This is a genomic window from Paenibacillus sp. Z3-2 (assembly GCF_054161325.1).
On record NZ_CP096397.1, the window covers coordinates 6,046,019 to 6,072,051 of the forward strand.

The following is a 26,033-nucleotide window of genomic DNA, read 5'->3' on the forward strand; positions in this document are numbered from 1 at the left end:
TAACTTATAACTTGGCTGCTTACCAGCACTCTGATGAACAGACTTTAAGTTTATCCATCGGCCTTATGCCTTTGGCAGTTGGAACGAGCTTTTCAGGGATACGACCCGGTTAAATACGGGGCGTCCTGGCTCGGAATGTTTTGGATCTACACTGAAGTAACCGTGACGGAAGAATTGGAATTTATCCTGAGCATTCGCTTCCTTCATCTCTTGTTCCACATACCCATTCACAATCTCAAGGGAGTTCGGGTTCAATTGATCCAGGAACGTTTTCTCCGGTTGCTCTTCCCCAACCTCAGTTTCAGCCCCAGCTACTGCCACTTCCACCTCTGCCTCTGGTGCTTCATCCAAGATCAATGGCTCATACAGACGGAATTCAGCAGGTACCGCTTGAGTCGCTTCTACCCAGTGGATCGTACCTTTCACTTTACGGCCTGTGAAGCCACTGCCGCTCTTCGTCTCTACATCATAGGTACAATGAATCTCAGTTACATTGCCTTCTGCATCCTTGATCACATCGTTACATTTGATGAAGTATGCATGTTTCAGACGAACTTCGTTGCCAGGGAACAAACGGAAATATTTGTTCGGCGGATTCTCCATGAAATCGTCTTGTTCAATGTAAATCTCACGGGAGAACGGAATTTGGCGATTGCCCATCTCCGGGTTCTCCACATTGTTCTCTGCTTCAAGCCATTCCACTTGTCCTTCAGGATAGTTGGTAATGACCACTTTGAGCGGGTGCAGGACAGCCATCGTGCGCGGAGCCTTCAGTTTCAAATCTTCACGTACAAAGTGCTCCAGCGTTTGCAGGTCGATAACCCCTTGGCTCTTCGAAATGCCTGTCTCAAATACGAAATCACGAATGGCTTCAGGTGTATATCCCCGGCGGCGCAGACCCGAAATTGTCGGCATACGTGGATCATCCCATCCATCGACATGACCTTCATCCACGAGAAGTTTCAACTTCCGCTTGCTTGTCACCATCTGGGACAGATTCAGGCGGCCAAATTCGTATTGACGCGGCTTACTCTCCATCTCACATTCAGCGATAACCCAATCGTAGAACGGGCGTTGATCCTCAAACTCCAGGGAACAGAGGGAATGCGTTACACCTTCAATTGCATCTTCGAGCGGGTGAGCGAAGGCGTACATCGGATAGATGCACCATTTGTCGCCCGTGTTATGGTGATGTGCATGTGAAATCCGGTAAATAACCGGATCGCGCAGGTTGATATTCGGTGCAGACATATCGATCTTGGCACGCAGCACTTTCTCCCCGTTCTTGAATTCGCCTGCACGCATACGTGTGAACAGGTCAAGATTCTCTTCCACCGAACGATCACGGTACGGGCTGTTCTTGCCCGGCTCCGTCAGCGTTCCGCGCATTTCACGGATTTCGTCGGCGCTTTGGTCGTCGATGTAGGCTTTTCCTTTTTCAATCAACAAGACAGCACGTTTGTACATCTCATCAAAATAATCCGAGGCAAAACGTTTCTCGTTCCACTCGTATCCGAGCCATTTTACGTCTTCCTGAATCGATTGAACGTATTCTACATCTTCCTTGACCGGGTTCGTGTCATCAAAGCGCAGATTTGTTTTGCCGCCAAATTCGCCGCCCAGTGTAAAGTTAATCCAGATCGCCTTGGCATGGCCGATATGCAGATAACCGTTCGGTTCCGGAGGAAAACGTGTAATAACTTCCTGGACTTTCCCTGACCGGAGATCTTCGGTAATAATATTTTTGATAAAGTTAGGTGGGGTTGTACGATTGTCCACAGGTATCAAACCTTTCATGAATTGATTGGAGCTTTCGGGAATTGCAGCAATTCCGGCTATAATTCCTTTATAACGAAGTCATTTCCTGAAAAAAAACTGTTTTCTTGGAAAGTTTCGTACGCGTTTCATTTAAATATACCTTTAACGGGGGAGGAGTTCAATAAAGAACGGCCCAAAGTCAGGATCAGCCTTGCATAAATAGGCCCAAAACCATTTTGACGGGTTCGCTCGAATCATGTAGCATGATAGTAAAAGTGCGTGTTCAAAAAGTTGGATTCTCAGTACCGAGAAGATGGAATGAAGCTAGAAATGGAGTAGCGGAGCGTAGGGAAAACTACGTGAGCAACGGACATTTCGGCTGAATTTCATATTCGATGCTGATCATGCCGCTAGGCATGAGTCGTAATCAAAAGCGGACTTTTTGAACAACCTCTAAAATCAAATTAAAGGGAGGGTTTCCCATTGAACACGCTTAAACTGACCAAAGAACAGCAGGATGAAGCCATTCGCACCATCCAGTCGTATTTCGAAGAGGAACGTGGCGAAGAACTGGGTGATCTGGCGGCCTGGGGAGTCCTCGACCTGTTCATGACACAGCTCGCTCCCTACATATATAATCAGGCACTCCGTGACGCACGTACAACGGTCAATCAACGTATGGCCTCAATGGAAGAAGACCTGTTTGCACTGGAGCAAAAGTTGCCCAAGACTTCCCGTTAATCCACTAATTTATAAAGAAAGAAGGTTGCATTCATGTTTACCTATTCATTGGATGAATATACCGAACTCCGGCCACTGGCCATGGAACATACCAAACCACTGTTCGAACTCACGGATCGCTCACGGGATCAACTAAGACATTGGTTGCCGTGGGTGGATCATGTGACAGAAGTGGAACACACCTCGAACTTTATTACCAACGCGTTAAAACAAGGTGCTGAAAATGGCGGCTTCACCGCCGGAGTATGGTTAAAAGGGGATCTTGCAGGCGTCATCGGATTCCACGAGATTAACTGGACCAACCGCTCGGTAAGCATCGGATACTGGCTTGGAAAAGGCTTTGAAGGTCAGGGCCTGATGACAAGCGCTTGTCGTGTTCTGGTTGACTATGCACTGGTGACCCTGGATTTGAATCGCGTCGAGATTCGCTCAGCAACCAACAATAAACGGAGTCGCGCCATCCCTGAAAGACTCGGATTCGTTCTCGAAGGTGTCATTCGTCAGGCAGAGAAATTGCCTAAGGGATACGTGAACCATGCAGTGTACGGCATGCTGCAGCATGAATGGGAACTTTTGCGCTAATTCGCTTACATAATGAATCAGGAGTGATCTCCCCAACATATCGGATCAACATGAATACCCTCTATCTCCACGGAATGTGGCGACAGAGGGTATTTTATTGTTTCAATGACTTTTATAGTGCCCGGACCATACCACCATCCACGATCAGTGAAGTTCCGGTAATGTACGTATTGGCCCCGGATAACAGGAATACCACCGCTTTGGCAAACTCCTCCGGTTGACCGTAACGTCCTAGTGGGATCTCTTTGCGGAACTGGTCAGATACCTCTTCCTCACTGATTCCGTTCTGCTCAGCCCGTGCTGCATCCAATTCACGAATACGATCTGTTGCAATACGCCCTGGTGCCACCGTGTTGATCAAAATACCGTATGGAGCTAGCTCCTGAGACAAGGTCTTCGCCAATCCGAAAACGCCAGTACGGAACGTGTTGGACAGCACCAGACCCGGTATCGGCTGCTTCACCGAAGTTGAAGCGATATTGACAATGTGTCCTCCGCTTTCTTTCATATAAGGAAGAGCGCCGCGAATCAGCCTTACATAACTGAGCACATTTAATTCAAATGCACGTTCCCAATCTTCATCGGTCAGTGACTCAAATGAACCCGATGGGGGACCACCCGAATTGTTCACCAGAATATCTATCTGCCCGAACAGCTCTGCTGTCTTGTGAATCAGCGCCTCAATATCTTCCTTGCGTGTCACATCGGTTGCACAATATTCCACACGTCCGCCACCGCCAAGCGCCAGAAGCTCCTGCTTCACTGCTGCGAGCTTTTCTTCGTTCCGGCTGGCGAGCATGATGTCAGCACCTTCTGCTGCCAATTGAGCGGCAACCGCTTTGCCCAGCCCGCGACTGGAAGCCAGCACCAGTGCTTTTTTACCCCGAAGTCCCATATCCATCGTTGTTCCTCCTCCTCTGCTATGTTTTTATTTGGTCTGGATAAAATAACCCATAAGAATATCATCTACATACTTGCCGCCAATATAAAACTCGGATACCAGCCTGCCTTCTGTCACAAATCCACACTGGGTATAAAACGTAATTGCTCCCGGATTGCTGGAGAGTACGCGCAACCTGAGCTTGCGAACGCCTTGTTCGACCGCATGCTGCTTGATGGCATCCATCAAAGCTGTAGCAATACCACAACGCCGATCATGAGGGTGAACTGCAATATGAATCTCGTAGACATGACGATTGACAGGCATACCTGTGGCTGGATTAAAGCCCACATAACCACATACCCGCTCTCCCTGCACCGCAATCAACTGGCTGCCTGGCGGACAATGCTGCAGATATTGCTGTCTGGAGCGCCACTGCATCGGTGCAGGTGAGGTGTATTTGTCCCATACCAGGGTGTCCAACTCCATTAGCTGAGCTGCATCCTTGATTTCGGATGGACGAATCGTAAATGTATGGCTGGTAAGCATAATGATTCAACCTTTCGTGCTATAGTCGACAACGCTGTACGGTACAACGTCGGGAAAGTTAAGAGAGTTAACAAACTTAGGAACAGGAAGACATTGTTCGTTTACTTCGCTATTTAATTTTTTGTTCTATATATTGTAGCATAGCCTCAGCTTTGACTAAAATTCCACCCGTTATTGAACCTTTCGCAAAATGAAATAAACGCTTAACCTTGCCGTAACGTCATGGTTTATACTGGTTCGATAAGGAGGGGATGCATGATGAATATCAAAGAGGCAGCAAGCAGGCTCGGTATATCGGCGAGAGCCATTCGCTTTTATGAGGAAAAAGGGTTAATTCTACCCGCCAAACAGTCCAGTAACGGGTATCGTACCTATACCGAGAATGATATCTGGCGGCTTCAGACCATTGCGGCTCTCCGTGAGATTGGCATGTCACTACAGGATATTACACACGCTCTTGGAGAGATCGATCAAGGAAACCAGCAGCGGCTGGAAGAATATTTGGAGCTTCAACAGGCCGTCATGTATTCCCAGTGGATCGAGTTGAAACGTATGATGGATACAACCCAACGTATGATAGACCTGAATCGTCAGGACGGTCCACTGGATGTCAGCCATCTGCACGATCTCGCGGACAGTGCACGTCGCCTGCGAGAAGCACGGCAGAACTGGCATGATCGGTGGAATTATGATACGCAGGCAGCCATCCATGATCAGCGAGTGCAGGCGGCAGGCAGAGTCAGTACTGGACAACCCCATTCAAAGGACAGGCATCGTTCGGACAACGCCTCGCCTGCAAGCCATGAGCATGGAGTTACACATTCATACCAAGATACAGATACTTCCGCGCCGAGCGATTCCAATGATATGATACAGCCTTATTTTTATCTGTATCACAACTATGATGAGGGGCTCGAACAGACAGCTCACTGGATCTCTCCCACCCTTGGTGAGAAGGGACTTGATATAGGCACAGGCACGGGGAATCTGGCTGGGAAATTGATACAGTACGGCGCAGACATGACCGCAATCGATCAGTCTCGGGAGATGCTTCGCAGATGTCGTACCAAACATCCTGAGATGAATGTGAAGCTTGGAAATTTCCTGGCCTTGCCGTTTGCGGATCAGTCCTTTGACTTTGTTGTGTCCAGTTTCGCCTTTCATCATCTGAGTCCAGACCAGCAACTACTGGCATTACAAGAGATGCAACGGGTATTAACCTTACGCGGACGAATCGGCCTAACCGATCTGATGTTTATCGATGCTGCTCACCGTAATTTCTACATTCAGCAGGCCGAAACCACAGGACATGAAGAACAACTGCGCGCCTTGCGCGAGCGTCACTTCCCTCTGCTGGGTGAGCTATGCGGCTGGTTGGAGCAACAGGGATACGTAACGAAGCATGTGCGGCATAATGAGCTGTTACATACATTGCTGGCAGTTCCATTGCGGTGATCGATCATGAGCATATGCCAAAAAGGCCATCCCGCCTTGATTAAAGGAGGATGACCTTGGTATTCATTATGCTACGAGATTACATATAAATATCAACAACCGTATGCTCAGTTGCACTGCGTGCCTGTCTGAATTCATCCAGTGAAATGCTAACCCCGCCCTGACGGTAACGGTTCGCTGTACGCTCGGTACGAATGTCCTTACCGTTCACCGCTACACGGCTCACAGCACCTTCATTCAAGTGATAGATGAACGTCACCGGCTCTCCCGCATACTCGAATTCGAATTGCATACCATCCAGTTCAGCTGGCAATACCGGGTCAATGACCAGATCGCCGCCCTCTTGACGAATGCCAAGCGCATTGGAGATCAGCTGGTTCATGTAGATTCCAGGGCCGCTGGAGTAGATTCTCCATCCGCCCTTCACTTGTACAGTCCCTTTACGAAGCTGGTCAAAATGTTCCTGTGCCTCGTAACGCGTATTGAACTTGCCGTCTGAACTGCTGAAGTACGAGTTCGCTTGACGAATCTCCGCGTTAGGCACAACCTCTCCGATACCAACCGGGTTGATCATCGCAAGACCATTCCACACCTGATCTGTCTTACCCAGCTTTGCCATCGCTTCCACGTAACGAATATGAGCATGAACATATTGCAAACCAATCTCACGTCCGAAGTTGGACGCTTGCTCTGCACGCTTGAAGTGTGTGCTTACACCACCAGCATATTGAGCTGGACGATTCATCAAACGCACCCCATCCGGGCATAGGAACTGTTCACGGATCAAGGCATAATGCGATTCAGCTTGCTCCGCATTCAGCAATTCACCGATCATGCTGCGCGTCATTGGCAGCAGACGATATTGAATGCCTGTCTCTGTGTCTGTTGGATGAAGCATCAGCTTCGCCTGGTCCGCTTCTTCCATGTATACAAAGCCTGGAATCACATCTGTTCCCAGCATGTAACGGTTAAAGTCCTCACGGATGCCTTGAGCCAGCACGTCCAGCTCCTTCGCAAAGTCTGCATCCTTGTATTTCAGCGCTTGTGAGAGCACGTTCACGGACTGATACGTCAATGCTACAGTCCAACTGCTCACCATGTATTGCTTGAGCTGTGCATTGGCTGGCTGGAGCGTATCATCCCAGTCACCGTCTCCGTAGGAAGACAGGAACGTATCGTGCAGGAAGTGCGAACGGATATACTCGATCTCTTTTTTCGCATGATCCAGTACGGTTGCCGTCTCTTCCGTGAACCCGAAGCTATGCTTGACGGTATAAGGTACTTTCTCATCCAGGATCGCATAGTCGCGAGTCGCCGTCAGGTAGTCCGCCAATACTTTCAGCGGCCATACGATGATGTCGCCATGGCTTTCTTCCTGTTGAATCGCAAAGTATTTATCAAACATGAACCATTGCGGCCAGTTGCCATCATCTTCGTATTGGTGAGTATAGACCATTTTGATGATATCACGAACTTGCTCATATTTTTGCGTAGCCATAAAGTACTCTACCGGACCTTGGCACACATCCCGGGTACCCCAAGCTGCACCGCCGTACTGCTCCAAACCGTGAGGCACGGAGTAGTGAACCAGCATATTGTGGGTGTACCACCAAGCAAGCGCATTTACTTTGAACAGATCCTCAGCACGCTGACCTTCTCCACGAGACAAACGGAAACCGTTCATCACACCTGCGAAGAACTCGCGGTATGCCTGTACTTCCTCTTCAAACGTCAGGCTCGAGCCTGCTACCACTCCGCTATCCACTTGGCCTTCCAATACCCCTTGTACCTTCAGCGTCCATTCAGAACTCGCTTCCAGACTAAGCGTGACCAGAGATGCAGCTCCACTGCGGATACCACTTGCCAGCAGCGTTTCGTCACCTACATTTACAGTTGCACCATTCACCGACATGCGGTATTGCAGATCCGGATACGTTCCTGAACTAATCGCTTGTGGATCAGCCTTGAAGATCAAAGTATCGCCATCCTGCGTCATATGCAGCGGATATTCGTATTCATTCACATTCATTGTAATCTGGTTTGTTACCAGGTAACGGTATGCCGTGCCACTTGTGGAGTGCACATTCATGCTTACTTCCGTAGTATGTGCCCCTGTATAGTTCGTCACGATGATCGTATCGGATTCGGTTTTGTAGATCCAACGTACATAGTTGAAGCCAATCTCGAACAAGGAAGGCATCGTCAGCAGACGATATTGTCCGTCCATTTCCACATAAATACGTTGTCCCGCCGTCTTCGGCACGTTCAATGCATTGCGGGCATTACTGATCATTTTATTAAAATTGGTATTACCAATAACGAGCTGTGAGTTGAAAATACCGTACATATACGACGTTGTCGTAATAACCGGTGCTCCAAGTTGCACGTTGCCACCACTCATCAGAATGTGACCGTGCGGACGCTCCACAAGCAATTCTTTCGCTTTCAGAACGATATGTTCATAGCTGCCTGTGAAGAAGGATAACAGTTCCTCACCGCTGTGCTCTTCCTGATGACGATCAGGGAACAGATCATGAATCTCATCTTGCGTCAGATCGAGTGTAACCAGCGGTTCACCCAGGAAGGAGGACAGTTTCACCTGTTCCAACATGTCGCCTTTCTCCACAGTCAGAGCCTGTACTTCATTCCATGCTGCTGTAACTTCATCTCCGAATTCCAGTGCAGAGATACCTTCGGCATGATTAGGCTTCGCCAGTCCATAGAAGACTACCTGAGCTTCTCCGTTCAGATTCAACAGTTCAGATTGCAATGCGGTATAGGCAAATTCATACTGATACGTCTCATTCGCCAACATTGGGCGATTCAAGCTCTCTGGTTGATTCGTTTCCTTGTACGACAGACCGAAGAATTGGAATCCGTCTGTGGAGTAACCGACTGCTTTGGTCAGGGAACCTTGTTGCATATATGGAAATGCACCGCCCTGAGGCTGGTTTTGACGGGAACAAACGACATAACCTTTGGCTTCATCTTCAAATACCGTGTGGTCGATGTATTGTGACAGATAAGCTTCATTGCTGCGTACCGCACCCGGATCAGCAAGCCCTACATCCTGTCCGTACACCACGTCTACATTATGTTGTTGTCCTGTGAGCTTCACATCCCAGAACCAGACACCTTGCGGTGTAGCCGTAAATACGACCTGGTAGCCAATGCCTTGTTCATTGTCTTCCAGCTGGACTGTACCCTCCCAGATCAACTGGTTGCTGGATTGTGCCTTACTTGTAATTACCTTGCTATTCGAACGTACACCGAGCAGCGGGAACGAGCTGATTTTCTCTCCCTCATGCACACGCAAGTACAGGTTGTTCAGAGATCCATCAATCTGGTTGCTAAGCAACTGATTCAGCATGGTTGTGCCGGATGTGGCCTGGTACAGGTCTCCACTGTTCAAAAAGGTAAAGGATAACTCTCTGGCACTCAACCGGATCGGTTCATTAATCATCGTTGTCATAAGGTTCACTCCTTGAATTAGTTAAAATCGAAACGTTTCGATACATTTGAAAAAGAATAGGGGCCTCTTCAAACCGGCCTTTTACAGCCCGTCCGGACGATAACCCCATCATTAAACTTTCACTTCAGCATGCAGGCAATTCTTCGCTTCCAGACCCGTTCTAAACCGAACGTACAGAGCTGCGCTCGATCATATTAATCGTTAACGTATACGATGGATCCACCGCTTCTCCGTTGAGCATCTGGAATAACAGATGTCCTGCAAGCGCCCCTGCTTCATGCTTCGGTTGGCGTATCGTCGTCAGCGGTGGACTCACATATTCGGACAACTGGATATCGTCAAAACCGATCACGGAAATGTCATTCGGCACTGATACACCACGCTCTTCCAATGCCTTCAGGCCGCCAATCGCCATCTCATCGTTACCGTAAAATACCGCTGAGGGAAGTTCGCCCTGCATGATCATCATCTTGGTCGCACTGTATCCGCCCTCACGCACAAAGTTGCCGTTCAGACGCCATTTGGACTTTTCCTCCAGTCCCGCCTCCCGCATCGCCCGCAGATACCCTTGGTAACGCATCGCATTGTCATACGAGTTGGATGGACCGCTGATATAAGCAATCTTTTGATGTCCTGCCTGAATCAGGTGGCGGGTAGCAAGGTAACCGCCCTGCTCTCCATCCACCAGCACGTTGACCAGATGGTCACTCGACAGCTGACGATCCATCACAATGATCGGAAAACGATGACCAGCAGACTCCACCAGAATATCATCATGAATGTTATGCGCCAGGATGATGGCTCCATCTACTCTTTTTTCACGCAAAAATCGTACTGCCGTTGAATCCCGTCCACCCATGGAACTGCAAGCAATCAGATCATACCCGTTTGCAAGTGCTACATCCTGTACACTACGGATCAACTCCGAGTAGTACGGACCTGACAGATCCGTCAGAATCAAAGCGATGGTGTTCGTACGGCTCCGTTTCAGGTCCATGGCAAAGCCGTTCTTGCGGTAATTCAGTTCTCGTGCTGCCTCAAGCACTTTAGCCTTGGTCTTGGCACTAACCTTGCTATCCCCGCTCAGCGCATAGGAAGCAGTCGAGAGTGCTACACCTGCGAGCTTTGCCACATCCTTAATCGTTGCCATTCCACGTTCGCTCCTTCTAAACTATATATAAATTGAACTACAGGATATTTACACTGACCACTCCGATGACAGAACAACCTTCCGATCGCTGTTACCCCCAGATTTTTTGATTCCCTTTTTCAAAGGTGAAAATCCGCGGATAGCGTATGCTTCCGATGTAGCTTTCTTGCAGAAAGCTTTTAGGCGAACGCTTTGCTTCTTCAGGTTCTTTCTGCCCTCTCCGTTTTGTGTAAATGTTTAGTTCAATTTATATAGAAAATTCTAAGGTTATCTACATTTTATACGGTACATGGTCTTAACAACCACTAAATCCTAAACAATCGTCCATTAATTATTTTACATAACAATGGTATAGCTATCAATCGAAACGTTTCGAGGTATTTTCAAAAAAAATCCTTGTCTCCATCCTTAGGGTACCACTGTTAATGTACCTCATTCCAATCTATACCAATAATGATGGTTATGACGCGTCTTTCAATCTGGCGCCCTATGAACCGTTATTGCCTAACACAATGAAACGGGTAGCAAACGTCAGATTGAAACGTTTCGACATTTTCATTATAGTCGGTGTTGATAGCGATTTCAACCACTTTATCCATTTTCCACAGAAAAATATAAATTGCTCAATCTGTCCATCCCCGTCACTTCGTTTATAGTATATACTGCATAATAGTTCAGATTCGAGAATTCCGCCAGTATACGAAGGGCATAAGACGAATGATGCCCTTGCTACCTATATAAGGAGACGGTTATCTAATGCATGCATCCAAACCAACTTACCCTAAAAAATCGCTGTCGCGCCCAGTTCCCTTGCAGAAAATTCAGTCCATCCCTGATGCCCTGTTCAAGCTGCGCCATCTGGTTCAACTTCATGACCGCGATGCGTTCTCCTATACAGATGAATTGTGGAGCACACATCATGTGCTATACGTCATTACTGCTGGCCAGGCCAGGCTGATCAGTGCAGAGGGCAAACTGACATTAAATGCGGGCTCTGCAGTCGTCCGTCAAGCCAGAAGTCTGCTTCAGCACGAGAATAACCGCGGCTCTCTGTCGCCAATACAGGGCATTGCTATTGCTTTTGATTCCACTGAAAATGAACAGCTGTTCTGGCCTTTCGGGATACCAGCCCCCATTGCGAGCCGGACGCTCACCGACAGGACAGTAGAGCTGATTCAAGCAAGTTCGACAGACCATGATTCGAGCCCCTTCAGGCCACATATGCTTTTCTATGAATTACTGGATATTTTGCGGGATCATGTAGCTCATTCTGCTCATGAAGATCACTCGTGGTTCGATGCTGTGCTCAGACATATCCATCAGATGTATACGCATCCGCTGACTCGCGAACAATTGGCACGCGATGCAAATGTGAGTCCCGAGCATTTTTCAAGAGAGTTCAAGAAGCATACAGGTCTTACGTTTGTTGAATATGTGACCCGTCTCAGAATCAGGATGGCTCAGGAGCATCTGTTGTTCGCGAACCCTACGCTACAGGAAATTGCACAACTGACAGGGTACAGGGACACCTTCTATCTGAGCCGCAAATTCAAACAGATAGTTGGCTCTGCACCAACACACTATCGGAAAATGCCCAAAAGGATCGTATCTCTAACTTATAACTACACCGCTTCTCTACTGGCACTGGGCCATACGCCTCACATGGGTGCCGTAGCCAGCTGGATGGAAGAAAAAATGGTTGAACATGGTCATGAACATTTTGAGCAGCATTCCGAATATGAGCTGGTTAAGCATACCGATCTGATTACCAATGCTCATCCTGATGTCATTGTCGGTTATGCACCGCATCCCGCTTCCGATGACCTGCGTCTGATCGCACCGACTATCCTGATGCCCTTTGAGGAACTCGATTGGCAGAAGCAGTTTCTTCATCTCGGCCGAATTACGGGGCTGGAGTCCAATGCACAAGCGTTGTTAGATCGATATCATCAACTTGAGCAAGAAGCCAATCATATGTTGGACCAACGGATGGAAGGAACACGTGGTTCTGCCGTTTGCATGTTTATGATTGGAGAGGACGGGGCTTATATCTACGGTCATGGCTGGGGCAGAGCTTCTCATGTGCTGTATCAATCGCTCGGCTTCACTCCACCCTCACGTATGGAGCAGGATGGACAGTTACTCACGGGGTACGTTCATGTTCCGTTGTCCGAGATTCACTTATATGCAGCAGATCACATGTTTGTTGCCTATCCTGAGGAACGCACCGAACGAGAAATGCTGGATAGCCTGCTGAATCAGGAATCATGGGGCACCCTCTCCGCCGTTCGTGAAGGACGTGTATACGAGATTGATGCCGACATGTTCTATGGATTCGATCCCCTGTCCGTCATGGAGCAGTTGCAGCTTATCATGCGTCACCTGACATCATAATTGTCCATGCTGTAGTGATCATAGTTGTCCATGTACAAATATCATATCTTCCTCTATGTTATTAATGAGAATAATAATCATTATTGATTATACACAGGGGGAACAAGGATATGTTTGCTGCAAAAAAACGCTTTTCCGGCTTGCTGCTTATGCTCGCCATTATTATGATTCTGGCTGCTTGTAGCAGCGGTACAGGCTCAACTGCCACTGAACAAACATCGGCAGCGGGAACAGAAACGACAACCGGCTCTTCCGAGACAAACAAAGACACGTCGTCCGGTTCGGACAATTCGAATGCTACACGGATCTACAAGTCATTAAGCGGGGATGTTGAAATTCCGACTGAACCGAAACGGATCGTCACGGATATGTACGTAAGTGATCTGCTCGCACTGGGTGTGAAACCCGTTGGGGCTGTTCAATATTATTTGGAAAACCCGTTCTATGCAGATCAGGTGGCGGGCATCGAAAGTATCGGTGATCGGGCGGCGGTATCCCTGGAGAAGGTCGTTGCCCTGAATCCGGATCTAATCATTACCTACTCTGATCAAGCCGAAGAGATTGAAAGTTATAAAAAAATCGCACCGACCGTGGTCATCCCTTATGGTACATTCACCAATGTGCATGAAGAAATCCGGGGATTCGGTGAGCTGATGAACAAATCCGAAGCAGCCGAAGCTTGGCTGAAAACATACGATGAACGGATTGAAGCCGCTCGTGCCAAGGTGAAAACAGTCATCAAACCGGAGGAAACCTTCTCCATCCTTGAAGTATCCGACAAGAGTTATTATGGATATGGAGACAATTTTGGTCGAGGAGGACAAGCGGTCTACAGTGCTTTGCAACTTGCCCCACTCGAAATTACCAAAAAAGAACTGATGGGTGATACCCAATGGAAAGAAATTTCGCGTGAAGTTGTTGGTGATTATGCAGGGGATCATATCTTCTTAACCGTTGGAGAGAACAATAAAAATTACCAAGGTGATGCCATCTGGCAATCCCTTCCCGCTGTGAAAAACAATCAGGTGTATGAGTTGCTGGAAGACCGTTACTGGTACTTCGACCCGATTGCGATTCAAGGTCAGGCTAAGGAATTCGCCGATATGATCGTAGAACGTGCCGAGCAAAACCGCAAATAACATAAGGATGAATACAGGTGTCCGGACAGGCTAATCAGCCTGCTCGGGCATTTGTGTCATATCAAGGAGGACTTACATATGCTTCGCCGTTTTATGTCTTATTATCGTCCTTACAAAAGGCTCTTTATATTGGACTTCTCCTGTGCCATCGCTGCCGCTCTGCTGGAGTTGGCCTTTCCACTCGCCGTTAACCGGGTGGTCGATCAGCTGCTTCCGGCTGGCAATTGGTCCATGATCTTAGCGGCGTGTGTCGGGTTGCTCGGCATCTACCTGCTTAGTTCCTTTTTCCATTATGCAGTCACCTATTGGGGGCACAAGCTTGGCATTAACATCGAATCTGATATGCGGCGTGAACTGTTCCAGCGTGTACAGAAGCAGTCCTTCCGCTTCTTCGACAATAATAAAACCGGTCATCTGGTCTCCCGCATGACCAACGATCTGATGGATATTGGTGAGATCGCGCATCACGGACCCGAGGACCTGTTCATTGCCCTCATGACACTCGCCGGAGCTTTCGGGATTATGCTGGGGATCAACTGGCAGCTCGCTGTGATGACGTTCATCATCGTGCCGCTAATGATCTACCTGTCGCTGTATTTCAGTCGCAAAATGTCCAAGGCGTTCAAGCGCATGTTTGCAGATATCGCCGATTATAATGCACGGGTCGAGAACAATGTGAGCGGCATCCGTGTGGTACAAGCTTTTGCCAATGAAAAGCATGAAGTTGGACGTTTCGTCGAGAACAACGAACGTTTCAGACTCACCAAACTGATCACCTACCGCATTATGGCCTGGAACTCTTCACTTAGCTTCATTCTGATGAAATTCGTGTCACTGTTTGTACTAGTGTGCGGAACCTGGTTTGTCATTCAAGGAAGTATGACTTACGGGGAGTTCATTGCTTTTGTGATGCTGTCCAATGTATTCCTCGGACCCATCGAGAAGATTAACTCCGTCATCGAGACGTACCCCAAAGGCATCGCCGGATTCAAACGTTACCTGGAGCTGCTTGAAGCCGTGCCGGATGTAGAAGATACACCACAGGCAAAACCGATTCCGGACGTTAAAGGCGATATTGCCTTCCATAACGTTACCTTTTCTTATGGAGAACACAAACCTACGCTGTCTCAGGTCAATTTGGATATTCGAGCAGGCCAGACGGTTGCTCTGGTTGGACCTTCAGGCGGGGGAAAAACGACACTATGCAGTCTGATCCCACGTTTCTACGATGTGGACGCGGGGCATATCTCCATTGATGGAATTCCGGTGAAGGACATGACGCTGGAATCCCTGCGCTCCCATATCGGGATTGTGCAGCAGGATATTTTCCTGTTTGACGGAACGATTCGCGAAAATATTGCATACGGGAAACTGAATGCTTCCGATGAGGAAATCTGGCAAGCCATTCGGCGGGCCCAACTGGAAGAACTGGTACATTCCCAGCCAGATGGACTGGACACCATGATCGGTGAACGTGGCGTGAAATTATCAGGCGGACAGAAGCAGCGTCTATCCATCGCAAGAATGATCCTGAAAAACCCGCCAATTCTCATTCTGGATGAAGCTACTTCCGCGCTCGATACCGAGACGGAAGCTGCCATTCAACTGGCGTTATCCGAGCTGGCTCAAGGACGTACGACATTGGTGATTGCCCATCGACTGGCGACGATCAGACACGCCGATCGCATCGTGGTGGTAGAGAACGGTAGCGTAGCCGAACAAGGCAGCCATGAAGAACTGCTCTCTCGTAAAGGCTCATACAGCCGACTACATCAAGCCCAGTTTGGTTAAGTGAGAGGATTAAACGGTTAAAATCCAACATATGAGTTGTAAAAAATAAGTCGCTACAACAACAGCAAAACAACCTTCCCTCTGTACTAGGGGGAAGGTTGTTCTTTATATTTACTATTCGTTATAACTTCCCACCCAGTATTGCGTTCGCCCGTTTACGAAATTCCTTCGCCGCCTGCTCGGGCGTGATTTTGCCAAACAGCAGAAGATCATACAACTCACGTAGCACCGCAGTCACCTCGGCTGCACCCACAGGATCAGGCGGGTCCATCTGGCTGCTGTTATCTGCAACCCAATCAATATAGTCAAACACCTGCGCCAGTTCTGGTTCTACCAGCAGCTTCATTCGCTCTTTGACACTGGATGAGACAGGCACACCCCGCTCCCCTTTGAGCAGCAGATTGGCCTCCAAATCATTCACGAAAAAGCTGATGAACTTGGCAGCCTCTTCCTTATGTCTGGAATTGCCCGCCATGGAGAAAAACATACCTGGCTTCAAGAACAACCCATCCTGGCTGTTTGGCCCAGGCATCGGGGAGATGGTTAATGGCTTGCCATAACGCTGAGCGGTGCTGATAAACTGATTGGAATACCCCCAGCTAAACAGAGCCTCTCCTAGATAGAACGGGTCATTGTCGGGTTTGCCAATGTCTGACGTCCAGATATCCGGTGCAAAAATAAGCTTCTTCTCCGCGAGCTGCTTCATCCTGCCAAAATAATCGATAAACAGCCCATCATCTTCATACCCCAATCCCTTGCCATCCTCGGCGTATAGCTTGGAACCATACTGTCTCAAGTAATACGCAAAAAACTGTTCCGGCGTGAAGTAAGTTCCCAAATAGATGTCTTTCCCGAGCAATTGCTCGCCCATCTGGTCAAAGTCCGCCCATGTCCACGTCTCCGTTGGCAATTCAATATCATTGGCCTTCAACACTTCCGGATCATAGATGCTGAGCATGGCGTTAACACCCAAACTGAGCCCGTAGGTTTTTCCATTCAGGCTACCACTCTCCAGCTGTTCCTTCTCAATATCTGTCGTATCAATCAGTCCGCTCTGCATGTACGGCGTCATATCCTCCAACAGTTGCAGCGAGCTGTACTGGGACAGATAGGAGATGTCCATCTGGATAATGTCTGGCAACGCATTGCCTGCTGCATGCGGGGCAAGTTTTCTCCAATACTCGTTGAAGCTGCTATAATCGTATTCGATGTTCACATGTGGGTTCAACTTCTCATACAGGTCGATAACAGCTATCGTTGCATTGTTGCGGAACTCCCCGCCCCACCAAGCGATTCTCAGCGTAATCGGTTCTTCCTCCACAATCATGCCTGGCCTTTGATCCAATTGACTCACGCAGCCAGGAAGAGTCAGCATAAGACAGAGCATGCCTATCATTCGCATCCATCTTCTCATAGCTTCTCCTCCTTACCTGGTGATGGTGGTGGAAGCAGTACCGTTACTTTCGTTCCACGCCCCGGCTCACTCTCCAGCATAACATCATATTCTTCGCCAAAAGCCAAACGCACCCGCTCCCTGATATTCAGCAGTCCAATACCTGTACCTCTGGTTTTCACTTCTCCACGAAGTACTTGTTCCACATATTCGGACTCCATGCCAGGACCGTGATCCTCAACGATAAGGGCTAGCCTGCCACCTGACATCTCGGCATACACTCGAATCAGACATGATCCAACCTGTGGTTCCAATCCGTATTGAATGGCATTTTCCAACAAGGGCTGTAGGGTCAACTTGGGAATGGCACACCCCAGATAGGGAGCGGGCACATCCATGCGGAAATCAAGCCGCTGCCGGAAACGGTAGGTTTGAATGGTGATGTAATGGTTGACGATCTCCAGTTCTTCAGCGATGGTAATGATATTTTGCTTGAAGCTGATGGAGGAACGAAGCAAATATCCGAGTGACAACACCATACTGGAGATTTGCTCCTGCCTGTTCTTTTTGGCGAGCCAATGGATCGAATCCAGCGCATTATACAAAAAGTGGGGATTGATCTGTGCCTGCAGTGCCTTGAACTCCGTTTCCTTAATGACCAGCTGGCTTGCATAGTTTTCTTTGATCAATGTATTAATATGTGTAATCATCAGTCGATACGTACGCTGCAACAATCCCAGTTCATCCATGTGCTGGTGTGTTGGAATGGACAGATTGGCGTCTATGTTCTCCAGATCCCCATACTGAACCTCCTTCATCTGACTGATGAGCTCCCTGATCGGCCTCGTCAGACTGCGTGCGAAGACCATGCCGAGCGCAAGCACGACCAGAATTGCGATAAGATAGACGACAATCAGTATATTTTTCAACCATATAATACGTTCAAAAATTTCATCATAAGAGGCCATATTATAATAAATCCAGCCAGTATAAGAGGATTTCTTCTGGGAAAGAAAAATCTCCCTCCCATCCAAGTTCTTAATCTCATATCCCCCACTGCCTGGAAGTGGATTCAGTCCGGTGGACACCGCTTCCGGAAGCTCGCGATATGGATAGACAACTTCACTGCCTGCTTTTAAAATAATGTCACTGTCCTTGCTGTCAATGCCCGCATACTCCTCAACCAGTCGCTCGATATTAATACGCAGAAACAGTATACCTACCGGTTCCAGAGTCATCGGTTCATAGGCTCGTACCTGACGCACCATAACCAGCATCGGGTCATCGTCATCCGGGTATAACCATCTCACTGCACCATTGGCCTGCTCCGCAGCCGCAATCATCCGATCATACTTTTCCTGGGATACGGTGAGCGTCTCGCCATATTTATTCACTCTTCCCCTGGAATCAATCAGATGAACGGACTGCACATAACGTGCAGCCCCACTAATATGCTCCCATAACCGATCCGTGATCTTCTTTCGTTCAATAAAGCTTGAATATGCGCTATCGTCATCCAACAACGACTTCAAGGCTCTTTGAATTTGAGTATCGGAGATCATGTTCAATGATAACGCTTCCAACTTCTGGAGTTCAACATCCACTGTAGACGAAGAAAGGTTCAGAAGTCGGGACGACTTATCAAACAGCTGTTTGTCATACACCGAGTACGTATAGTACAAGGACCCAAACGCCAGGATGATGATAAACGCCATCATGAACATAATCATCAGAAACATTTTCATTTTGATGCTCAGTTTGCGGTAGGCTGTCATGACCAAAGCGCTCCTTTGAACCACGTGATACTACTAGGTATATCACATACAGGAAGGTTTCCCCAAAGTTTTAGCGCTCGATATCTTACGTATTATTTGGACTGATATCGATCATAGGCAGCCTGATGAACCTCAATCGCCCGGTCAATGTCCATGCTCTTGATCGTTTCAGCCATGGTGTCAAATTCGGTGATCGGCTTCTGTCCGCTAATAATGGCAGTCATTGTCTCATTCAAATACGTATTCACCTGACTCATGATGGACGTACTTGTGGTCACCTCATCTGTTGACAAACGAATTGGGGGAAGCGTTAATGCTGAGCTTGCTTTCATCCATTCCGCATTCGCCGCACGCTGTCCGTCGTCAAATAGTAAGGCATCCAGATAACGGCTATCCTGATTGATTGGACCGTCCATAATGGATAAGGCATAGGAAGCCAGTGCCTGGTCATATGTCAGACCGTTCGGATTATCAATGATGGTATCTGTGAATTTGACACCTTCCCCTTCACGAACATAGCTGTCATTTTCAATACCGAAGTTGAACAGATCACTACCCTCTTCGCTATAGTTGTAGTCCATCCACTGTACAATGTATTTCAATTTGTCTTCGTCTGCGGAAGCCGTAATGGCCTCACCATAACTTAGTACCTTATTCTCCAGATTGAAGGTAGCATAAGAAGTTCCATCCGGAGATACGGGCCACGGTACGCCGGTTACGTTAAAGTTCGGATCGGTATCTCTCATCAGATTGAAGTATTTCCCCATGCCACTGAACACACCACCCTGATATGCGCCTGCCAGATTGCTGGTAACCTTATAGTCGAACGCTTTGCCATCATTGGTCATGATCTCGGGATCAATCAGCCCTTCCTTGTACCACTTGGCCATGGTCTCCAAGAAATCACGGTAGCCCGGCTGAATTGGTCCGAATTCCACCTTGTCTCCATTCATCTGGAAGCCACCAATGACGCCAAAGGCCGCAGCAAAATCATGGAGCTTGGTCAGGTTGCCTGGCCCCCAGTTTCCGGTGAATGGTAGCTCATCAGGCTTGCCGTTGCCGTTAGGGTCCTGTTCCTTGAATGCCTTGAGTACCGTATACCATTCATCGATGTTGGTAGGTACCTTAAGGTTCAATGCATCAAGCCAATCCTGGCGCATAATTAAACCGGAAGTGGCATTCAGCTTCAGTGCATCCAGCTTGAGCAGCGGGAACATATAGATCGTTCCATCGTCTAGTGCAATCTGCTTCTTCACATCTGGATCGGATTCAATAATCCGCTTCAAGTTCGGTGCATAACTGTCGATCAATTCATTCAACCGGATGATTCGACCGTCCTTGATCATTTTTTCCGGTCCGCCAACGGCATCCGCCCAGTTATAATAAATGACGTCCGGCAGCTCCTTCGTGGAGATCAGCAGATTGAACTGGTCACGCTGTTGTCCAAGCGGAGGGTGTGTGAACTTCACTTGGATGCCTGTCAGCTTCTCCTTTTCCTTGTAAGCTGCCATATCGCCAAAATTGTTCAAGGAAGCCGTCAGTTTGGCGTCATTGGCGCGCCAGTAGTCGATGGTAAATGGCTCACTTGTAATCGGTAGCGGAATCTCGGTCAACGCCTGAACCGCAGGTTCTGTTCCTTCTGCTGGCTCTGCGGTACCTGGTTCATTATCACCTGTACAACCTGCTAGTAAAGACATGGTAAGTAGCGATGACAACAGGATGGACCCCATTCTTTTTTTCACACAATTCGCCTCCATAGATTACATTTTTATTGTTTCACAGCGCCGATTAGAGCGCCCTGAACAAAATAACGTTGAATGAACGGATATACCAGCATAATAGGCAGCGTGGAGATAATGATGGTTGCATATTTGATGTTCTCTCCAATGGCGAATCCGGTATCGGCGCCCGCACCCATGGCCTCTGTACTACTGCTGATCAGAATATCACGCATAATAATCTGGATCGGATATAGCTCCTGACTGCGCAGGTAGAGCATCGGTCCGACATAATCATTCCAATGGTCAACCGCATAATACAGCATCATGACGGCCAGAATCGGTTTCGACAAGGGCAGCACAATCCGGAACAAAATCAGAAAGTCATTCGCGCCATCGAGCTTCGCCGATTCGATCAGACTGATCGGAATGCCCTCAAAGTTTGTTTTCATAATGAGGAAATAGAATGTGCTGATAGCACCCGGAATAATAAGCGCAAAACGGGTATCCACCATGCCCAGATTCTGAATTAACAGAAAAGTCGGAATCATACCCCCGCCGAAGAACATCGTGAACGTAATTAATTTCATCAACGTTTTCCTGCCCATCAGATCACCGCGTGACAGCCCATATGCGGCCAGCGAAGTCATGAGCAGATTGATGGCTGTACCCACCACAACATAGAACAAGGTGTTCATGTATCCCGTATAGATGCGAGTATCCTGAAATACCGACTTGTACGCTCCCAGCTGAAAACCTTCAGGAATGAGCATCAGCGAACGGGAACGCAGCATCTGATCCGGGTCGCTGATTGAAGAATTGAACACGTACAGCATCGGGTAAAAGCATAAAACCATGATCACCAAGAGCAGCAGTGTATTGAATACATCAAAAAGTCGTTCCCCTATAGACTGTCTCATCGCTTCACCTTCCGATTACCATAGACTGGTTGAGTTAAGCTTTCTGCTGATCGCGTTCGCGATAATGAGCAGCGCGAAATTAATGACGCCGTTAAATAGTCCGATGGCGGTTGAATACGTATAGTTCCCCTCCAAAATACCGGATCGATAGACAAAGGTGGATATGACATCCGATGTCTCATAGGTCGGTGCCGTTTGCATCAGCAATATTTTCTGAAAATCAGCGTTCATCACTGCCCCCATGCGCAGAATTAACATAATCACAATCGTTGGCATAATGCCTGGCAGTGTAATATGAAGCAGCTGTCTCCAGCGACCTGCACCGTCGATTTTGGAAGCCTCGTACAGCTGCGGATCAATCCCGCTGAGCGCCGCCAAAAAGATAATCGAAGCCCATCCTGCACCCTGCCATATGTTGGACAGGATGTACATCGGACGGAACATATCCTTTTCCGCCAGAAACATAATCGGCTGCAGATCGAAAAAGTCACGAATGACGTTAAATAACCCACCGTCCAGAGATGAGAACGTTTTCAACATTCCAACCACGACGACAACCGAAATAAAATGCGGCATATAACTGATGGTCTGTACTGCGCCTCTGAACCACTTCTTCCGGACTTCATTCAGCAGCAGTGCTAGTAGAATCGGAGCCGGGAAACCAAACACAATACTGTAAAAACTCAAAATCAGTGTGTTCTTAATCAGTCGCCAGAAATAATAACTTTCAAAAAACATGGTGAAGTTGTCAAATCCGACCCATTCGCCTGCCAAGATTCCTTTGATCGGGTTGTAGGATTCCTGAAATGCCATCAGTAGCCCGTACATTGGCCCATAGCTGAAAATCAGATAGTAGGCTACAACAGGAACGAGCATCAGATATACGTATCTGTTGCGGACAAGTTCCTTTTTCACCGAACTCCATTTGCCAGCTGGCTTCAAACGCCCAGGTTCAATCCCCCGGCTTCGATTCAGCTCCATCCACTCGCCCTCCACTCTCGGTATTGATTCACTAACATGACACTTCTAATGATAGAAGGGAGCGCCATTTCTTCCCATGCTCATTTCCGTTAAATGAATGTTCAAAACCGAGTTCTGTCCGACAAAAAAAGACCCTGCTGCCGATGAATGGCAAACAGGGCATGATCGTAGATCGATGTGGATCGGATTTACAGGTTACTATCTGTATAAATCGAGCTAAAGAATATTTACACTTGCCACTCCGATGACAGAACAACCCTCTGATCGCTGTTATCCCCAGATTTTTATGATTTCCTTTTCCAAAGGTGAAAATCCGGGGATAAAGGCGAACGCTCCGCTTCTTCGTGTTATTTCTGTCTTCTCCGTTTTCGTGTAAATGTTTAGTTCAATTGCTGCAGAAGCCGGTAGCAACGCTGTCCTAAGGTACTTTTTTATACTCGGAAGGGGAGAAACCCGTGTATTTCTTGAACATTTTGCTGAAATACGGCCAGTTGGCACCAAAGCCTGTCTGTTCGGCAAGCGAGGATACGGTACAGTTCCCGTCCTGCTCCAGAAGCTCCAATGCTTTACGGAGGCGGTAGCTTAACACATAGTTCGTAAACTTCTCACCGGTTTCTTTCTTGAACATTTTGCCAATGTAGTCTGGATTCATGTATATTTCGCCGGCGATGGACTGGAGTGTTAGTGTTTCGTCCCTGTAGCGCTTCTCTACCAGCTGTTTCACACTAACTACCATCTGCGATTGTCTGGAGCGGTGTTGTTCGTAGCGGCGCAGGGTGATTTCTTTGGCGACGGCAAGCAGAAACTGTTGAAAAGAGTGCAGCGTGCTGGATTCAATCATGCCTGGCAACTGGTCCATATACCTTTTCATCTCGGCAGAGCCACTGAGTCGAATCATCTCCATAAACATCTGAATAAGATAAGACTTCGTTTGGGATATATCGTATCTCAAGCTGGCGAGCAGCTGAAACATCCGGTTCAGCTCTGTTCCAACTTCCTGCCAGTGTCCAGCCTTGATTGCAGTAACCATCCGCTCCGGATCGTATTCGAATTCAGGAAGACTGTGCTCCCCGGGAGAGTAAATATCCCGCTCCATAATAAGACTGCCCTCACCGAGGTAAAAGCGGTAATTGAGATAAACCAGCGTCTGCATGTACAAATGGCGTGCCTGCGAAAGATCTCCTGGCTCACTCAGCGCAATCGTGAGATCATCATGGTAATATCGGGTAAATGTGGCGCGAATCTCATCGATATTATGGAACAACTGCGTTTCAGACAATTTGTCCTCCATGATTAGTAGCACATGCCCCCCAACCGTGGCACTTAAGATTGGATTGTGAAAAATATCTTCGGCAATGTTCTTCACCGCGAACAAGTGCAAATACTCATGATCCCCCTCAATCTCTACCAGCAACAACCGCACACGCTGATCCTGGAACTGTACATCGAATAACTCCTCGAAATACTTCCATTCCTTGACCCCGTATGTTCTGTTCGTGACCAGCTCTTTCAGAAAATATTCCTTGGCATGCGGCAGTACACGCTCCAGATTATATTGGATCGACTGCACAAAACGCTCCTGATCGGTTAACTCCCGCTTCTCACTGACCAATTCACTAATAGCCTGTACGAGATGCTCTTCACTGCAGGGCTTGAGCAGATAGTGCTTCACTCCATAATGCATGGCCGTCTTCGCATATTCGAATTCGGTGAAACCCGTGAGCATGATGAATGAGATATCCTGATACTTCTCCGCTACTGCTTCAACCAGCTGTAAGCCATCCATTCCCGGCATGCGAATGTCCGAGATGATAATATCGGGACGTTGCCGCTCAATTGAAGCAAGCGCTTCCATTCCATCTTGAGCAATGCCGATCAGTTCTGTTCCTAATCGGGACCAGTTCACGACACTAGAGATCCCGTCCGAGATCATAAATTCATCATCGACCAACAAAATCTTGTACATTGTATGCATCCTCCTGCCTTTAACCAGTTCCATTCTATTATATGGGCATAATGCACAAATAGAGGGGAGAACGTTGAATGACATGGAATTGAACCCTAACAAGTCTGATTGTTGAACATTTGTATCACGTGCGAAGTTATTGGCTACCGAATCATGGTTTATGCTGGTCCTTTGTTCAAACCAAACGACCTTCACCCTGCCACAGGGTGAAGGTTGGCTGCTGCTATGCAAATGGGGGCTATATAGGTGACCATACATGCCCCAATCGATTTATTTTTTTACTGCGTGAATGAAATGTATCGTTTCAAATGCCCTTAGATGATCGATTCGATCCTGGAAAAACTGTTCCTGAATCGCCTCCGGAGTCAGATGCTCATAAATAAGCAGCCCTGCTTCATCAAGCAAGGCCTCCATCTCCACATATGCGTAGCCGGATTGCATCGGCTCACCACCCATTGCAGCCAATTTAACCATATTTTCAACCCGATTAAACATTCCTTTTTCCTCAAAAAGGTGCTCATCTGCATAATCCAGAACTATAGAGCTCCCGGTTGGCAGGTTCGCAAACACATGACGAATCACGTTAAACAGATCCTTTTGGGGCAAATAATACGAAACACCCAAGAGACTAGCCAACGTCTTCCGTTTCTTCAAACCTTCAAGAGTCAAGCTGTCATTCAAAAGCTCACGCGTAAAATCCATGGGTACAAAGTGAAGATTGTCCGGAATAGTCAGCTCGGCCTGATTCAGCCGCTCCTTCTTGAATTGCTGTGTAGCCGGATAATCCACTTCAATGATATCCAGCGTGTCCTCCAATTCCGGATGCCTCAAAGCAAACGTATCCATCCCGGCGCCAAGAATGACTACCTGCTTCAATCCCAACGCGACTTCATGCAAAAGTACATGCTCACAGTAAGCGGCCCGAGCCAGAGTTATTGGAGATAACTGTACCTGGTTAATCCATTTTAGAATCTTTTCCGGGTCGTCCTTGAGCTGGTCAGCCATATCCGGGTTGAAAAAATGAATGCCTCTAACCATGTTATTGCTGATATCTGAAAATTCTTGAGGAGAGATCAGCAATCTCGCCATAAAATCATCGAAAATGAGGGGTGTGTCATGTTGGCTGTGATAGGCTCGGCCAAAAGTCGAAATCAATGATGTGATACTGGATTCATTTTGCTTCATACTTATTCCTCCCGTACAAACAAAAATAAGATTCCCCTGGCCAGGAGAATCTTATTATATACGGAATATTTCTATATGTAAATTATAGCATAAATATATTATTTTGTCAACCATAATTTACGGATGAGCAGACAGATTAAAGTGGATTTATCGTCCACTTCAACTCGTTCTCCCTTCGCATCCT

18 protein-coding genes are annotated in these 26,033 nt (G+C 47.7%); 6 read left to right on the plus strand and 12 right to left on the minus strand.

The window, feature by feature from the left end; genetic code table 11:
• Positions 1-63 precede the first annotated feature (63 nt).
• Complete coding sequence (locus M1D71_RS27020; RefSeq protein ID WP_458124373.1) at positions 64-1,797, minus strand: glutamine--tRNA ligase/YqeY domain fusion protein; 1,734 nt, start codon at positions 1,795-1,797, stop codon at positions 64-66.
• 444 nt (positions 1,798-2,241) lie between these two features.
• On the opposite strand from M1D71_RS27020, the gene M1D71_RS27025 reads away from it, so the two are divergent.
• Together M1D71_RS27025 and M1D71_RS27030 are read left to right on the plus strand one after the other, a co-directional pair.
• Positions 2,242-2,499: a DUF2164 domain-containing protein gene (locus tag M1D71_RS27025; RefSeq protein WP_133386130.1), complete on the plus strand. Its 258-nt coding sequence runs from the start codon at positions 2,242-2,244 to the stop codon at positions 2,497-2,499.
• Between the two features lie 33 nt (positions 2,500-2,532).
• Entirely contained in the window at positions 2,533-3,081 is a 549-nt protein-coding gene (locus M1D71_RS27030) for a GNAT family N-acetyltransferase (protein ID WP_124116580.1), read from the plus strand.
• A gap of 112 nt (positions 3,082-3,193) precedes the next feature.
• Here M1D71_RS27030 and M1D71_RS27035 read toward each other — a convergent pair whose 3' ends face one another.
• Positions 3,194-3,982 (minus strand): SDR family oxidoreductase, encoded by a 789-nt coding sequence (locus M1D71_RS27035; RefSeq protein ID WP_458124374.1) that lies wholly within the window; start codon positions 3,980-3,982, stop codon positions 3,194-3,196.
• Positions 3,983-4,009: 27 nt separating this feature from the next.
• Positions 4,010-4,510, minus strand: coding sequence for an N-acetyltransferase family protein (locus M1D71_RS27040; protein ID WP_458124375.1), 501 nt, complete (start codon positions 4,508-4,510; stop codon positions 4,010-4,012).
• 255 nt (positions 4,511-4,765) lie between these two features.
• Here M1D71_RS27040 and M1D71_RS27045 point away from each other — a divergent pair, with 255 nt between their 5' ends.
• The gene (locus M1D71_RS27045; RefSeq protein WP_458124376.1) at positions 4,766-5,965 is read left to right on the plus strand and encodes a methyltransferase domain-containing protein; all 1,200 of its coding nucleotides are present in this window, start codon (positions 4,766-4,768) and stop codon (positions 5,963-5,965) included.
• Between the two features lie 79 nt (positions 5,966-6,044).
• Here the strand turns inward: M1D71_RS27045 and M1D71_RS27050 are convergent, their stop codons facing one another.
• Both M1D71_RS27050 and M1D71_RS27055 read right to left on the minus strand, forming a co-directional pair.
• Positions 6,045-9,437 (minus strand): GH36-type glycosyl hydrolase domain-containing protein, encoded by a 3,393-nt coding sequence (locus M1D71_RS27050; RefSeq protein WP_458124377.1) that lies wholly within the window; start codon positions 9,435-9,437, stop codon positions 6,045-6,047.
• 160 nt (positions 9,438-9,597) lie between these two features.
• Positions 9,598-10,587 carry a LacI family DNA-binding transcriptional regulator gene (locus M1D71_RS27055; protein WP_458124378.1) on the minus strand — a complete coding sequence of 330 codons (990 nt, stop codon included), beginning with the start codon at positions 10,585-10,587 and terminating at the stop codon, positions 9,598-9,600.
• Positions 10,588-11,343: 756 nt separating this feature from the next.
• Between M1D71_RS27055 and M1D71_RS27060 the strand changes: the two genes are divergently transcribed.
• From M1D71_RS27060 to M1D71_RS27070, 3 genes are all read left to right on the plus strand, one after another.
• Positions 11,344-12,981 (plus strand): ABC transporter substrate-binding protein, encoded by a 1,638-nt coding sequence (locus tag M1D71_RS27060; protein ID WP_458124379.1) that lies wholly within the window; start codon positions 11,344-11,346, stop codon positions 12,979-12,981.
• A 110-nt stretch (positions 12,982-13,091) separates the two neighbouring features.
• Positions 13,092-14,120 (plus strand): ABC transporter substrate-binding protein, encoded by a 1,029-nt coding sequence (locus M1D71_RS27065; RefSeq protein WP_458124380.1) that lies wholly within the window; start codon positions 13,092-13,094, stop codon positions 14,118-14,120.
• Between the two features lie 78 nt (positions 14,121-14,198).
• The gene (locus M1D71_RS27070) at positions 14,199-15,911 is read left to right on the plus strand and encodes an ABC transporter ATP-binding protein (protein ID WP_458124381.1); all 1,713 of its coding nucleotides are present in this window, start codon (positions 14,199-14,201) and stop codon (positions 15,909-15,911) included.
• Between the two features lie 121 nt (positions 15,912-16,032).
• Here the strand turns inward: M1D71_RS27070 and M1D71_RS27075 are convergent, their stop codons facing one another.
• The 7 genes from M1D71_RS27075 to M1D71_RS27105 form a co-directional block, all read right to left on the minus strand.
• On the minus strand, positions 16,033-17,325 hold the full coding sequence (locus tag M1D71_RS27075; RefSeq protein WP_458124382.1) for an ABC transporter substrate-binding protein: 1,293 nt from the start codon (positions 17,323-17,325) through the stop codon (positions 16,033-16,035).
• Positions 17,322-19,079, minus strand: a complete 1,758-nt coding sequence (locus M1D71_RS27080; protein WP_458124383.1) for a sensor histidine kinase — start codon at positions 19,077-19,079, stop codon at positions 17,322-17,324. Before M1D71_RS27080 ends, M1D71_RS27075 begins: the two co-directional genes overlap by 4 nt.
• A 92-nt stretch (positions 19,080-19,171) precedes the next feature.
• Positions 19,172-20,821: an ABC transporter substrate-binding protein gene (locus M1D71_RS27085; RefSeq protein WP_458124384.1), complete on the minus strand. Its 1,650-nt coding sequence runs from the start codon at positions 20,819-20,821 to the stop codon at positions 19,172-19,174.
• Between the two features lie 26 nt (positions 20,822-20,847).
• Entirely contained in the window at positions 20,848-21,717 is an 870-nt protein-coding gene (locus M1D71_RS27090; protein ID WP_169479833.1) for a carbohydrate ABC transporter permease, read from the minus strand.
• 15 nt (positions 21,718-21,732) lie between these two features.
• The gene (locus tag M1D71_RS27095; RefSeq protein ID WP_235193717.1) at positions 21,733-22,593 is read right to left on the minus strand and encodes an ABC transporter permease; all 861 of its coding nucleotides are present in this window, start codon (positions 22,591-22,593) and stop codon (positions 21,733-21,735) included.
• Between the two features lie 523 nt (positions 22,594-23,116).
• Positions 23,117-24,664 (minus strand): response regulator transcription factor, encoded by a 1,548-nt coding sequence (locus tag M1D71_RS27100; protein WP_458124385.1) that lies wholly within the window; start codon positions 24,662-24,664, stop codon positions 23,117-23,119.
• Positions 24,665-24,934: 270 nt separating this feature from the next.
• On the minus strand, positions 24,935-25,849 hold the full coding sequence (locus tag M1D71_RS27105) for a class I SAM-dependent methyltransferase (RefSeq protein ID WP_458124386.1): 915 nt from the start codon (positions 25,847-25,849) through the stop codon (positions 24,935-24,937).
• Positions 25,850-26,033 lie beyond the last annotated feature (184 nt).